Source organism: Desertibacillus haloalkaliphilus, from assembly GCF_019039105.1.
Lineage (GTDB): Bacteria > Bacillota > Bacilli > Bacillales > KJ1-10-99 > Desertibacillus > Desertibacillus haloalkaliphilus.
Window position 1 is genome coordinate 103,955 of sequence record NZ_JAHPIV010000014.1, and the last position, 13,787, is coordinate 117,741.

13 protein-coding genes are annotated in these 13,787 nt (G+C 39.0%); all 13 read right to left on the bottom strand.

Annotated elements, in window-relative coordinates; all coding sequences use genetic code 11:
- Positions 1-121: 121 nt before the first annotated feature.
- Positions 122-406, bottom strand: a complete 285-nt coding sequence (locus KH400_RS16225; protein ID WP_217226347.1) for a hypothetical protein — start codon at positions 404-406, stop codon at positions 122-124.
- Positions 407-418: 12 nt separating this feature from the next.
- Complete coding sequence (locus KH400_RS16230; RefSeq protein ID WP_217226348.1) at positions 419-1,783, bottom strand: 5'-3' exonuclease; 1,365 nt, start codon at positions 1,781-1,783, stop codon at positions 419-421.
- A 546-nt stretch (positions 1,784-2,329) separates the two neighbouring features.
- Positions 2,330-2,647 (bottom strand): hypothetical protein, encoded by a 318-nt coding sequence (locus KH400_RS16235; protein WP_217226349.1) that lies wholly within the window; start codon positions 2,645-2,647, stop codon positions 2,330-2,332.
- A gap of 82 nt (positions 2,648-2,729) precedes the next feature.
- The gene (locus tag KH400_RS16240) at positions 2,730-3,062 is read right to left on the bottom strand and encodes a hypothetical protein (protein WP_217226351.1); all 333 of its coding nucleotides are present in this window, start codon (positions 3,060-3,062) and stop codon (positions 2,730-2,732) included.
- A gap of 18 nt (positions 3,063-3,080) precedes the next feature.
- Complete coding sequence (locus tag KH400_RS16245; RefSeq protein WP_217226352.1) at positions 3,081-3,722, bottom strand: hypothetical protein; 642 nt, start codon at positions 3,720-3,722, stop codon at positions 3,081-3,083.
- Between the two features lie 21 nt (positions 3,723-3,743).
- Entirely contained in the window at positions 3,744-4,325 is a 582-nt protein-coding gene (locus KH400_RS16250; protein WP_217226353.1) for a hypothetical protein, read from the bottom strand.
- Complete coding sequence (locus KH400_RS16255) at positions 4,322-5,044, bottom strand: hypothetical protein (protein WP_217226354.1); 723 nt, start codon at positions 5,042-5,044, stop codon at positions 4,322-4,324. The genes KH400_RS16250 and KH400_RS16255 overlap by 4 nt, the downstream gene beginning before the upstream one ends.
- A gap of 324 nt (positions 5,045-5,368) precedes the next feature.
- Positions 5,369-6,334 (bottom strand): hypothetical protein, encoded by a 966-nt coding sequence (locus KH400_RS16260; RefSeq protein ID WP_217226355.1) that lies wholly within the window; start codon positions 6,332-6,334, stop codon positions 5,369-5,371.
- Positions 6,335-6,361: 27 nt separating this feature from the next.
- Positions 6,362-7,009, bottom strand: a complete 648-nt coding sequence (locus tag KH400_RS16265; protein WP_217226357.1) for a hypothetical protein — start codon at positions 7,007-7,009, stop codon at positions 6,362-6,364.
- A gap of 311 nt (positions 7,010-7,320) precedes the next feature.
- Positions 7,321-8,085 carry an HNH endonuclease gene (locus KH400_RS26430; protein ID WP_312889229.1) on the bottom strand — a complete coding sequence of 255 codons (765 nt, stop codon included), beginning with the start codon at positions 8,083-8,085 and terminating at the stop codon, positions 7,321-7,323.
- A 14-nt stretch (positions 8,086-8,099) separates the two neighbouring features.
- Entirely contained in the window at positions 8,100-9,188 is a 1,089-nt protein-coding gene (ltrA, locus tag KH400_RS24185; RefSeq protein ID WP_246589726.1) for a group II intron reverse transcriptase/maturase, read from the bottom strand.
- A 676-nt stretch (positions 9,189-9,864) separates the two neighbouring features.
- Complete coding sequence (locus KH400_RS16275) at positions 9,865-12,480, bottom strand: hypothetical protein (protein WP_217226358.1); 2,616 nt, start codon at positions 12,478-12,480, stop codon at positions 9,865-9,867.
- Between the two features lie 125 nt (positions 12,481-12,605).
- Complete coding sequence (locus KH400_RS16280; RefSeq protein ID WP_217226359.1) at positions 12,606-13,646, bottom strand: DUF6094 domain-containing protein; 1,041 nt, start codon at positions 13,644-13,646, stop codon at positions 12,606-12,608.
- Positions 13,647-13,787: the final 141 nt, after the last annotated feature.

The window sequence follows — 13,787 nt, forward strand, 5'->3', positions numbered from 1 at the left end:
TAATAGATAACTTCATTATAACATAATTGGTTATGTTGAGAAAACAAGACTATATTTTCTCCCATAAAAAAACTCACCCCGATTGATCATCGTTTAGGGTGAGTTTGTTCTATAGATACGATTAATCAACCTTCCTTAAAGCACTCGTTAGAACAACGGTATATGCTCCATCCATACGAATGGCTGATAAGGAACCACTTTCATTATAAAAGTGTAAGAAATTCGTTAAGATCTCCTTATTACTCGAATACCCACTCGAATAATAAACCATCTCATTCCTTTTAAAATCTCCCTGTGGACTAGCATCATTCGCTGTTGTACGTTGATCCGTCCCTCTTTCATCATGACTCTCTTCATGACCGCTCATGTCGATTTCAGTAAAGCTAAATAAGTCTAAGTGATCCATCAAAAAACCTCCTTAAAATTCTCCAATTAACTTTGTTAACTCTAATTCTTCAAGTTGCACTTCCATTGCTTCTTTATTGACATTTAATACGAGATCGTTAAAATCCACTTGGCAACCTTCAATGTCACAAACGATTTTAGAAAGCTCATAACTTAGTTCAGCAACCTCTTTAGACCCTTCAATCTTGTTAACATAACGTTTATACGGACTCTCTTTTAATGCTTCGATTACTTCATCATTGTACAAATCTTCAATGTGAAATATCTTATAATCAGCTAAGGCAGGTAAAAACTTCTCACCAACACCTTTAATACCTGGAATATTATCCGACTTATCACCGAGTATCGCTTTAGCAGTTAACCACTGGCTCGTGGCGATGCCATATTGCTTTTGGAAGTCAGCAGCTGTAAACATGGACTCGTCTTCACCTTGACGCTTAAACAATTGGTGAGTTCGATCATCTAACAATTGGAATAAGTCCTTATCACTTGATGCAATCAATACCTCACCATCATGGTGTTTTTTCCATTGAGTAGCAAGAGTTCCAATGTAATCATCAGCTTCCCACGTCTCATGGGAGAAGTAAGGCACATTCATGGCGTGTAACAGCGTTTCGCAAAGAGGAAATTGCTGTTTTAATTCTTCGTCACTTTCTCTTCCAGCCTTGTACTCAGGATACATTTGTTTTCTAAACGTCTTTTTGGAGTCTCGATCCCAGCAAGTGATGACATGGGTAGGCTCATATTGCCGTATTAAGCGAAAGAGTGATTTCATGAAGACATAAACACCATTTGTATAAAGGCCATTAGAATTCGGTTTTAAATCCCCTCTCCATGAGGTGGCAAAGTAGCCTTTAGCCAATAGATTGCTTCCATCAATCAATAATAACTTCTCTTTACAATCATCTTCCGTGGTTGTTTTCACTGGCTCTACATGCTCCTTTACAGGTTGTTGAACAGATTTCATTGTAACAGAAAAAGAACCTTCATCAGCTGTAAAACCCTGAACAAGAGCACCTGTACTGCATTGATCAAATACGGTTTGAACCACTTTATCAATCGCAACACTAACATCAGAAGCAACATTACCTTCAATAAACATACAATCTACAATGACTAGATCTCCCTCTTCTCTTGTTTTAACCTCCACGTTGTTAGCAGGCTCAACAAATGCAAATAAGCTATCCATATCTGATCCTTGTTGCGCCAATGGCCCCCCTTTATTCGAGACATCGAACGATAAACGATTCATTTGATCATAGGAAACCTCTTGGACGATGTTGTTATTTTGCCTTTTTAGTCGCTCTGATACGCTTTTCAACGCACATAACAACGTCTTCTCTGTTAACAGCTTAGGAAACATCACAAATACACTCATCAAAACATCCTCCCTAAAAAGTTTTAAACACACAAAAAAAGCCTTTTGAATTCAAAAAGATAGACAGACTTGTAACAAGTCATCTAAACTTCATGAACCCAAAAGGCTCCATTTCTCAAAAAAACAAATGCTGCTGACCAATGTTTGGTCGCAAAAAATAAAGTACAAAGTAAAATTGGATGTAAATCTATCATATCAAAGTTTTTAACTGATTTCCAAAATATATCTAGTTAATACTTATTATTCCTGATTTCACCTATAACAAATGGAAGGATAATGATCATCACCGCTATCAGTACCACTCCCATTTTCACTAAATCGTTTTCGAATTGAGAAGCTACAATTGGTGCAACTAATAGCATTGAAACTGAAATCATACTTAATAAAAGGAATCCGAATGTTACAAATGTCTCTTTTATCATCAGTGCTCCCCTTCCTATTCACTTAATAATTACAACGTACGAACATCTACTCACTATCGCTAAAATTAATCATGTTCTAATCTTTGCTTTCTCTCGTTTCGACTGATTAAAAATGAGTTCCCCACTATACAGCGATTAAATCGTCCCTATGAAACACACCTACATCACACCCAAACTCAACCTGGTAAGAGACAACTTTGTTGCGATATAGGTGAGTGACAACACCCTTTTTCCCCTTGAATCGATCTAAGTAATAATAGTCCTCGCTATCCATGTCTGCCGTAGGTTTGATAGCTTTTACTCGATCTCCAATATCTAATTCATCGTTAATGGCCATTGGTGATACCATTTCTTGAACCTCAGCATCTATGTGTTTCTTCTGATTGATATCTTGAATATCTTCTTGATCTTCAAACCAATCGATTAGGTCTATTTGTTCCAAACCTACCACCCCTTTTGACATGTATTAAAACAAAAGGAATCGACCAGCTAACACTAGCATCGATTCCCCCTTTTGTTATCAATTATTTGATTTGCGAGAGATGTTGATCTAATTCGCCAATGGCTTCCTTTGCTTGTGCCATATGCTCAAGTAGATCAGGAACAACCCACTGTTTATTCTCACTTAGTACTTGGTAAAGGCCTTTCATTGCTTCAAATGGGTCTTCTTTAGAAAAATGATATAGAACGTTTGTAGATACATCCTCATGGACCATTGCCCCTACCGTGATCACATCATACGATGTCTTACCATTAATTAAGAAAGCAGATTCAACGTTTTCATTTTCGACCAAAGGTAAAATATCCTTTTCTTTAATCCCATACTCTTTCATAACAACCTCTTTATGATTCACCATCGTAAAACCCCTCTCCATTTAGTAAGTTGGATAAGACCAATCTGTCGGTTTCGGCGCTGAAATCATTTGAATCTTTCCGTTAACCACTAATACATATTGACCGAAACCCTTGTCGTTCACATACCAGCAAATGTTTGAGCGTAACGATTCAGAAGCCTTGTGATCGTGGAGTGGCACCAAGGATTTATAAATAGTCGATAACCATCCCTTTTGAACGTTTTCTCTAACTGTTACCGGCATGAATTTACGAGGATAATGATTAATGATCCAGCAGCCAAATGACCGATCCGGTGCAACATACCAATAAGCATCTTTATGTACCTGATGAGTACTTGGTTGTTCTGGATAATTCATGTCTTCTTGACCACGGTTCGCTTCACCCATAAACTCAAACAGAAAGTTCGCATCCTCAAAATCAATATCATACTCATCATCAAGATACGTGAATTTGTACTTACTTAATGGGTGATCTCCTTTATCCTTCCCATCAAATTTCGAACATCGGAGAGGGGTACGTGGAGAATCAACCTCAACATTATGATAAATGCCACACTCACTTGTTTTTTTATCAAAATAAGAGCAATGCGTACGGCATGTTTTCTTCATTTCATTACCACCTGTTTTTTTATGATTATCGACAACTAATTCAAGATCATTCATCTTAGATCCCTCCCCGTTTTTTTAAATGACGTGAAATACATAAGGGATAAATAAGGATAAGGTTCCCATTAAAAAAGCACCGATTTTCAGCCCTCGTTGCCATCGAAAGTAGTCTTGATGATCATGCATTTGATAAAACATCTTAACGATAGCTGCAACTAAAAACATCCCAAATGCCAAGTACAAACTTACCTCTTGCAAAAGAAGAACAACATCACTTACTAATAGTGTAAAATCTGTTAAAGTTCCTGTCAAGAGAAAAACAGGCCCTACTCGAATAATTAAAATTGCAATGAATGAAAAAATCATCGTATTGGTTGCCCATTTCATCCATTCACCATTTCGTAAAATCATAGACATAATCATGCCAATTACACCTGCAATGAAGATTAACGTAATAACATTAACGCCAATCGTATAAGCGGATGGCATCCATCCGCTAACAGAGTTTGTAAAAGAGGACAATGGACCTTCATCCGTTATGGACTCATTTGAATTGACCGACTGATTATAAGTGTTTACGTCAAATCCTTCCGCAAACATCGGTAATTGGAATGAAAATAGAAAGAAAATAGCTACTAAGCCAGAAAATAAAATTTTCACCGATTAACCAACTCCTTGGTTTCGCGGTTGAGCAATTTTTCTTCCGGTAGAAGATCATTCTTTGAAGATTTTACTTGTAACATTTGGTTTGCAATATCAAATCTCATTTTTTCACAAATGATAGGAATTTCGTATGTATAATACTGTTCTTTATCCGCCCAATGTTTAACATGATTTAAGACTCCTGTCCACTGGTCTAGTAGTTGCTGATTCACCTTTTCGGTTTCATTAACTAGTTTCGGAATTTCATAACCATTAATCTCCAAATCCAAATACACGTTACATAGCGTACCCCGATGTCCAACAAACGTCACTTGATTTGCGAATTTAGATAGAACCAACAATCGACTAAATTCATTATATATAAATCCATACCATTCTTCTTTTTTGCGTTTATCGATACCAATATTAATGCGTGCAGAAATTCTAGAATGGTCAATTTCGCCAGTAGCTAAGGTATTCACTTTTAAGCTGAGATCTGTACGAACAAGGTTGGTTAATAAATGAAACCAATAATTGTTCGCATAATCCATTTCATTGAACACATTTTCATAGTAATCATCTCGAGAACTGATTCCTTTTGGCCCTCTCGGTTTAAGCAATGCAAAGCTGTTTTGATCCTCGCGGTGACTGTATTCCATCATTACCTCACTAACAGCAATGTCGTTTTGTTTTAATCCATTTACTAATTCTTCGATTTTTTCTATCGACAATATCATACAAAGTTCCCCCTTCTTTGGTTGACAATTAAAAATTTTATCATAAGTGAAATTTTTATATTAGGTAATTCTTCCTAAACTATGGTTTTTTAACCAAATTAGTCATAAAGAATGAATAATTTTTTTCACTTTAGAAAACCATTCATTTAACAGACTTTTTTCGACATATTACATATATATTTCGACAAACACCACCTTATTTTAAGTTGCTAAGTTGAGGTTAAATTACCCCCCTCTTCCTTAAATACCCAATATTGAGTGACAAAGTTCCTACTCGAATTCTTTTGGATCTTTGAGGAAGAGGGCGACATATGTCGCAACCTCTTATTCTGATGATGCCTTCATCAACCCCATTTCTTTATCTTCAACCACGACAAGGTTTTTAGCGATAATTTCATCCCCATCCCTTGTCACATCGAGGCCAATTAACGAGTCAATCTGAAGGCGATCCACTTTATACTTCCCAATTTCAATCCACACTCTTTGACTCTCATCTACAAAATGAATGTGATGTCCTTGTTTACCAATCACACGGCCAAACCATCGCTGATTTCCCTGCTTTGAATCAGCAACATATGCGGTCGAAAAATGATCAACAAGGTCTGCTGGTAGCGGAGCCCATCTTTCTTCATTCTCGCTTTCACTCTCATCTAAAATGTCCTCTTCATAAATGTAAAAGAAGGAGGTATCCTCTTCTTCAATATCCCTCTCTACTTGGCCTGTTCGCCCTACTTTGTCTCCTTGATCAATACTTACATCCTTATCTAAAATTAATTGTTTCGTTTCACTAACACTACTAGTAGGTAAACCTGACAAATCATGACTCTTTTCTTCTCCTGACATTTCCTCATTCAATAACTCATCTAACAACTCATCATCCTCAATCGTTTCACTAAGTACCACATACCCATGCTCCTGTTCTTTCCGATCTACAGATTCACTATCTTCCATCAAATCGTTTTGAAGATCAGACAGAAGCTGGTCAGCTCCTGTCCCCTCTTCTATGGAAGAATGTTCAACATGTTTTTCCCTGGATTCTGACATGAAATTAGGTTCAACAACCGTATGGAAATGGTCGTTATAACTTGACGCATCGATAGAACCATCAGGTAAATATGAGAGTTTACCGATTAATTCACGATCATAACCTACGGCATCTGTTAATTTCGTTTCCTTTTTACTATCTTTTTCGTAGTAAGCCTTTAAATTTATTTCAATCCAGTACCATTCCAAGATGTAGTAAAAAGTGATTGCCACCATTGCTATTAAATCTGATACCAATATATACATGAAAAACGTCCTCCCATTATTTAAAAATCATTCGTCAAAAATGAGCTCAAATGCCAATTGTCCTTCAATCGCATCAGTTTTCTTTCGCTTTTTTGTCTTCACTTCTGCTTCTACAAGACGAAACGCATTGTCTTGTTCCTCCGGCTGTTCATCACCTGTTAAGTGATAAAGAATTTGTCCATCCGGGGCTGAAGTAAAACCAAATGCTTCGACCATATCAACTTTCAGGATGCCATTCTGAACCGAAAATCCAGGGATGCCACCTTGAACCTTGTCCACGACTTCATCAAGTTTCTTCAGTAACACATTTTTGGTTGGAACCGATGTAAGCGTAGATTCAATCCATGAGATGATTTGGTCTTTGATGCTAATATCATCACTAGATTCTGGATCAATCCCACACATACGTAAGGTTTGACTCGCTAGAGCCTTCATTCTAGAAGATAGAACATCTTTAAACTCCGACTCGTTGACCGTTTCGACATCTTCTAAATCCTTTGCTGCAAGCTCCGTCCAAGCATTTGCAACATCAGACGAGGCAAAACAATCAGCTAAATCGGATGCTAGCGAGGATTGACCGTCACGACTATATTGAGCTAGTTCACTCTTGTCTAGTCGACCTTCCGTTAATAGAGCATGTCCTCTCGCACTCATAATCTTTAAAAATTGCGCCATCTGTTGACTGCCGTTATACACCAGGTAGTATACGCGACACTCTTGATCCTGCCCAATGCGCCACGCGCGTCTGCTAGATTGACGAATCTTAGAGATTTGATAATCTAGCTGTGTAATGCATCCCTAATCCTTCTAGTAATACTAGGGAGGATTAGGGGTAGCATTTACCCATTTCGGGTCCGATAGGTAAGAGATATCCTTAGCATTACCTATTAGGATCTCTTTTCCCCCGGCTCGCACCGTACGTGAAGGTTTCCCTTCATACGGCGCCCCATCGTCGTTTCATAACTGGTTGACTTAAACCAGTTGCCCTATTTGACTTCCTCCGTTAACTTTTCTCGGAAATTGAGAATCTTCTTCCAAACTTTAATCCCTAACTTAGAATAGTCTTTGTCATTGTGAATTTTGGAGTGACATTGTATATGCAGTGTTGCAAGGTTAGATACCTTGTTTACCTTATCTGTTGGTAGTCTGGGATTGATATGATGTGTCGTTAGATTAAACCCTTCGATTTTCTCACCGCAGACTCTGCATTTCCCTTTATCTCTATTGAATGTGTACGCTCTGTTGAGAAAGTACTCGAAGTTGTATAAACTTCTTGTTTGCCCGTAAGCGATACGTTCGGACAAGGTTGTATTAAGGAGTTCATCGGCTCTTTTGAGTAAAGGGATTTTCCCCGTTCTTCTTTCGTGAAGTTTTCTCCCTTCCGAAGAGTAAGGAGTTTCCTTTTGGTTCTTTAGTCGAGTAGTAGTGTACTTCACAAAGAAAAGATGTGTGATACCTATAGTCATTTCACCGTACCTTATAGAAGGTATTTTGGTGGTGTATGACTGATGAACTGACCTTAAGTTATCTACCTTGTTCGCTGGCATAAGTTTCCCGCCATGTCTCCGCAGTGTCCAATAGGCTGCATCATAAATATGTCGTGCATATCTATTGAATATGACGTTGACATAAGTCGCACATTCATAATAGTTGTGGAGCCCTTTAATTTTGGAGTTAATAAGGTTGATTTTGTGTATTAATCTCTTCTTATCTTTCTCCTTTTTAAGAGCTACAATGTCTTTCCTTATCATTTTCAACTTCGGTTTCAGTTTACTCTCATCAGGTTTATATATCCGCTTCGTGATTTACCTTTAATCACTTTAAAAGTGAATCCTAGGAATCGAATGGGTTTCTTCTTGATATTAGTGATATGCGTTTTATCTTCGGACAAATCCAGCTTTAGGTTGCTTTTAAGGTATTTGGCAATGCGATATTTCCACTTTTCTGCATTTCTTTTTGAGTTAGTTATTAATATCCAATCATCTGCGTATCTAATTAAGTATGCAGGTTTAAAACGATCTCCACCATTTCTTAGAGCTCTATTTCTTTTGCTAGCTGTACTGTATTGGTGTTTGGTTCGTTTCTCTTCCCACTCTCTTGTTATCCAGTTATCAAACTTGTCAAGATACACATTGGCTAGAAGTGGGGAGATAATACCACCCTGAGGTGTCCCTATTTCGTTTTTCTGAACCTCGTTCATAATTCCCGCTTCTAGCATTGATTTAATGATCATAAGTACCCTTTTATCCCGTATACCCATACCCCATAACTTCTTAAGGAGTATACGGTGATTTACGTTGTCAAAGAATTTACTTATATCGCCTTCTACTACCCAGTAACAACCAGTTTTGCGGACAATATCAGTTGTTCTTTCGATAGCCATTTGTGCACTTCTCATGGGACGAAAACCATATGAGTGTGCAAAGAATTGTGCTTCTACGATAGGTTCAATGACAATCCTTACACATTCTTGTATGATTCTGTCTATGATAGATGGTATGCCTAGAGGTCGTTTTTCACTTGTTCCCGGTTTCGGAATGAAAACTCTTCTAACCGGTCGTGGTTTGTAATTTATTAGAGTTGATTTAACCCTTTCAATTACTTCGTTATAATCCTTCTTTAGAATATCCTCTTGCATATTCTCTCCATCTGAACCTGGTGTTTGGCTACCTTGGTTTCCTTTGATATTGTGGATTGCCGTTAGGATCACTACGTCTGAATTTATAATTTCTAGTAAACCTTTAAATGCGAATATTCTTCCACTCTCTTTTCCTTCTTTAGCTTTCGTGAAGAAGGTGTCTACTATTGTTTGGAGTTCACTCTCTGATTTCGGATAGTTTAATTTTTGAGCCAATGCAACCACCTCCTTTGGATGGTTTTATTGGTTTTAGTCAGGTTTGCACAACGGCTTCCTAAACAGGTTAACGTGTTAGTCAGGTAAACAACGACTATGCCCCTTCACTCCACACTCATTACAAGTGCTTCCTCATTACTACGGGCTCCCGTCCTTCGGATACAGTAATCATTTCCTATTACTTAGAGTCTTGGGTGCTCATTCACCTACTCATACTCTTCCGAAGTTCCTCTGTTCCTTGTATCCTAGCTTTACATAATCACCTTAGCTCTCCTCTATGACCCGTTAGCCATCTTTTTATCCACTGCTAGCCGGATTAAAGACACATTTCTTTTAGAAGAAAGGTGCAGACAAAGCAACTACCAATACTTTGTCCACGGCTAAACTCCTTTGGGAGCTACTACCTTTAATTCGGTAATACATCATCTTTCGAGCCGTACATACGAGGATTCCTGATGAGTAAGCATAGTGATTTTATAGCCCCCCGATTACTTTACTAACCACTTCTCAGGTCTGTGTTTCACCGCCTTCACCGAGCTTCGAACCTCCTATTAATAAGAATAGGACGCACGTCGGAGTATTAGGGCAAGATTGCTAGCATTCAATCTCGGATAGGAACTCCCCCTATCTATTCAGATACAAAGTTAGTATCAGATTCGATACCCTCAGTTTTACCTCATATTTCTACAGGGATTGTCTGAGAACAGAGCGCACGATAGTAAATGATAGATGGCCAGTATAATAGATCCAAACCGACCTCAACTAATCCCATATTACAGATGACCACTGGAATTTCCGCTTCTTTTAATTCTTCCAATCGATCTGAACGTTTATCGGTATTCGTCTCGTTCAGAATACGACACGTAATCCCTTCTTCTCTTAAAACCTCTTGAATCCGTTCGTTAATACCAAATTTGCCTGTATATTGAGTGAACACGACGCAACGACGATTCTCACGAAGCTCTTTTTTCACAAGCTTAATTAATTCTCTTTCTTTTGCATGACGTCCATCAATTGATGGAGCACCAATGACATCGCCATCATCATCATCCCCAAACTGTACATAAGCACCTAAGTCTGGACGATCAGCATAGTTGATGGTGGCGGGGATAAATTTTGAGAATGCTCCTTTTGCACCAGCCATCGCAGCTAGACTACAACGCTTGTGTAGTTCTTCGTGAAAGCTGTGATAATAGGAACCGTGCTCACGATCAAAATCTATGAAAATAGGCATCTCCTTAAGTTCAACCAATGGAAGTCCCATATCACCAAGTTCTAAAAACCCTGCCTTGTGTAACAAGAATTGCGTTGTCATTTGTGGTGCAATCCCAGGTTCCTCCGTAGGCATTTGAGCTTTACGCTTTCTGCGAGTGGTCCAACCGGTTTCTTCTTCGTCGTCTAACTTCACCACTTGCTTAAGCTTCCCATATCGTTCCGCCCACGTGATATCACCCGTTTTATGATTGACATCAACTTCAAGTAGTGACTTCGCATCGGTTCTCCAAAGAATCTCCTTAATACTCGTCGATTTACCTGTCGTTAGAGTTCCAGTCAGTAGTAAATTCTTCTTTGCCGCTTTGACCATTTGAGCAAACGCATCACCACGTCCTGAGTCACCAGCTTTTGCTTGGTGCACCTCATCCATGATAAACAAGTCAAACCAGCCATTCATACGCCTTAAAACATTAGAGATGTTTGTGCGCTTACGAATACGTGTCTCCCCACGCTTTTTAATCGCGGGTCTCCACAGCTTTGTATGGCACTCACTCTCATGTTCCTTAAGATCTTGTAAAAACTCTTCCTTTTCAGGTTCATTTTTATAAAAATTCGTATTATGAGTACATTTCTTTACTCGTCTAGACTTACGCCATTTAACTTTTTGCCCTTCAATCAAACCATTGGGTCCAAGCTTTCCACCCATACGAGCTTCTTCGATCTCTTCATGAGACGGCGGCCATCCATATGCTAAATCACCCCATTCAAGCGGTTGGATTTCCTCATCCACCGTTTTCATGAGTTGATTACCACAATCAGGACAATGCCACCCATATTCAGATTTCGTGCCTTTCACTCGTTTCCATACACCGCCAAAGTACGGTTCTGGACTCATTTTCGCTTTATCAATCCCAACTAAATAAAACTCTAATCCTTGGGGTTGATAGCCATTCCGTACTTTTCGATAGAGTTGTAAAGCCTCATTGGAATTATTAATGATATGAACCTTTGCGTGTGGCAGCGTAGGCAAAATCTCTTTTGATCGCCATTTTTTCAACGTGATACCTGGAGCTGATAATAAAACCGCCGTTCCACGATTTGCGCCGTTTTGCTTGCGACGTTCATGAAGAACTGTTGTTACACCTGTAGAAATGATCGACTTCCCAGTTCCCATGTCACCCGAGCAAATCACACTAGTTTCATAATCTAGTGTGTTTACAAGTGCCTGAATCATGTTAGCCTGTGCTGGGAATGGAATCCGCTTCATTGTTGTCCCAATAGCAGGATCAATCGGGTCACCGACTTGGTGACGGGGTTTCAATTTTGCCAATAACTTCCCAAATACTTCGGAGTTATTGAGCATATAGTCTTTCATTCCCCACTCAGGATTAAAACGTCCTTGAACCGTTGTTTTCGGTATGATTAACCGACAACCTCTGCGTATAAGAACATTATTCATTTCACCTACAGCTGTTCCGTTCTCCCGTTCTTCCTCCATGATTTTTTTCATATACGATAATTCTTCTGAAATGACTTCTAGCACTTCATTTTCATTACCGTCAAAGCGACATGCTTTCATATCTGGCCATAACGTTGTTAAATCAGGATTTTGGATCACTTGCAGTTGACTCACCTTGTCACTAAATAATTCATTATAGTGTTCAAGCCACTCTTTCGGTAACCCGAAACGCGCTTGCACATGATGAGACACTGCTTTTTCAACGTCGCCATCTAAAGCGATGATATAGCCCGTATCGCTTTTATCTGACTCTAATTGCTCTTCAATCCCTTGTATGGTAGCTAAGGAATTATAAACCATCCCATGAACAACATCACCTTCACCAATTTTCCTCTCAAGGCGTCTATATGGATGTAAGGATCGAAAATACTCTTCATTGTCTATAAACAGTGGGCGATTTTCAATAAAGCCAGCTGTAACAGCCGTTGTCGCCTCTGGAATTCCAACATAAGATGCAGCAATCACTCGGTTTTTATCCTCCAGTGGATCAACCACTAAAAAGTGAAGTGTTGCATCAAAATGTCTGTCTTGCGCTCTCATAGAAACATTCATACTCATATCATTCGCCTTGACCTATGAAATGAATAGTCGGAGGGGGAAACCCTCTGACCATCATCATAAGTCAGAGGGCAATCCCTCCTTTTTACTACTTCATTTTCATCTATATAAAAGCAAATGCTTTGCTACTCTAAATCTGTTACGCCATATTCGGGTGAAAAGACCCGAACCACTGATTTATAATGCTTCGTGTATTCTTCATGAGTGGTTTGTCCCTCATCATTTGTGATGTTTTTCTTTTCCGTTACCTGTTTTGTAATACCAGTGATCATATGCGAACCCATATTTCCACCTATCGCACCGCTTGCAACAGCAATTCCACCATGCGTTGGTTTTAAAGGCAGTATTGGGTTTTTCATCGAGACTTGATGTTCAGATGGAGAAAATCGTTTTTCTGCCTCTGCTTTCAATGTGCTCGACGCTAAATCTTTAGCTAACTCACTGATATTCAAACGACCTGCTCTGAAAAGTTGAATCGAATCTTCCGAATCACATACAACGAACTCTCCATCCGTAATTTCATCCGTCGTTGGCAACACTTCTGGACCCTCACCACTGATTTCACGAAGGTACTTATTCGTTTTCTTACGTTCCTCGCTGGATGGTCGTCCAAAATAGCCAAAAACCACCACTTGCTTAAAAATTGGGTAATGGTCATCGGTAAATCGATAGACTTTCACATCATGAAACCGTGACGATAGAATCGTCGCACAAGGCTTTAAAACGTATTGTGGTACACAAAACATTAGTAAACCTTTCGGTACTAATACGTTTTTACTTTTACTTGTCAACGTTCGTAAGAAACGAAGTTCTGTTCTTTCGTGAAAGACTTCGTCGTAAGGCGGGTTTAACCACATTGCTGTATAATTCGCTTCTGTCCTCACATTTTCATATCCATCACATACCACATGGTCCAGCCGCTCACTCGAAGCTTTTGCTCGGTCTTTTTCAAGCTCAATCCCGTACGAAACTGGTTTCGCCCCTTTGGTAGCCATTGCATCAGCTAACGTCTGTAAAGCGACACCTTCCCCTGCACACGGATCAAGCATATTGATTAGATCTGAACTCTTTTTCGATTCAAATTGTAGCCCCCTTGCGACATTATGAACCTCGTATTGTTCAGTAGCATAAAAACCACCTTTTGCTTGACTCGCTAGTCTAGCCATTACAAACACCCTCTCTAAAAAAATTTAATTCATACACACACTCTTTCTAAACATCACATGCTAAAGCTAATTTCACCTCTCTCTTTCAAATGTATCTATATAAAAAACGAGACCATAAGGAAATAAACCTTTTGCTCTCGT

Excerpts from the sequence above, each read along its gene's own strand:
- KH400_RS16275 (WP_217226358.1), bottom strand. The coding sequence starts at position 12,480 with ATGAGTATGAATGTTTCTATGAGAGCGCAAGACAGACATTTTGATGCA.
- KH400_RS26430 (WP_312889229.1), bottom strand. The coding sequence starts at position 8,085 with ATGATAAGGAAAGACATTGTAGCTCTTAAAAAGGAGAAAGATAAGAAG.
- KH400_RS16240 (WP_217226351.1), bottom strand. The coding sequence starts at position 3,062 with ATGGTGAATCATAAAGAGGTTGTTATGAAAGAGTATGGGATTAAAGAA.
- KH400_RS16265 (WP_217226357.1), bottom strand. The coding sequence starts at position 7,009 with ATGGCGCAATTTTTAAAGATTATGAGTGCGAGAGGACATGCTCTATTA.
- KH400_RS16230 (WP_217226348.1), bottom strand. The coding sequence starts at position 1,783 with ATGAGTGTATTTGTGATGTTTCCTAAGCTGTTAACAGAGAAGACGTTG.
- KH400_RS16260 (WP_217226355.1), bottom strand. The coding sequence starts at position 6,334 with ATGTATATATTGGTATCAGATTTAATAGCAATGGTGGCAATCACTTTT.
- KH400_RS16245 (WP_217226352.1), bottom strand. The coding sequence starts at position 3,722 with ATGAATGATCTTGAATTAGTTGTCGATAATCATAAAAAAACAGGTGGT.
- KH400_RS16280 (WP_217226359.1), bottom strand. The coding sequence starts at position 13,646 with ATGGCTAGACTAGCGAGTCAAGCAAAAGGTGGTTTTTATGCTACTGAA.
- KH400_RS16255 (WP_217226354.1), bottom strand. The coding sequence starts at position 5,044 with ATGATATTGTCGATAGAAAAAATCGAAGAATTAGTAAATGGATTAAAA.
- KH400_RS16225 (WP_217226347.1), bottom strand. The coding sequence starts at position 406 with ATGGATCACTTAGACTTATTTAGCTTTACTGAAATCGACATGAGCGGT.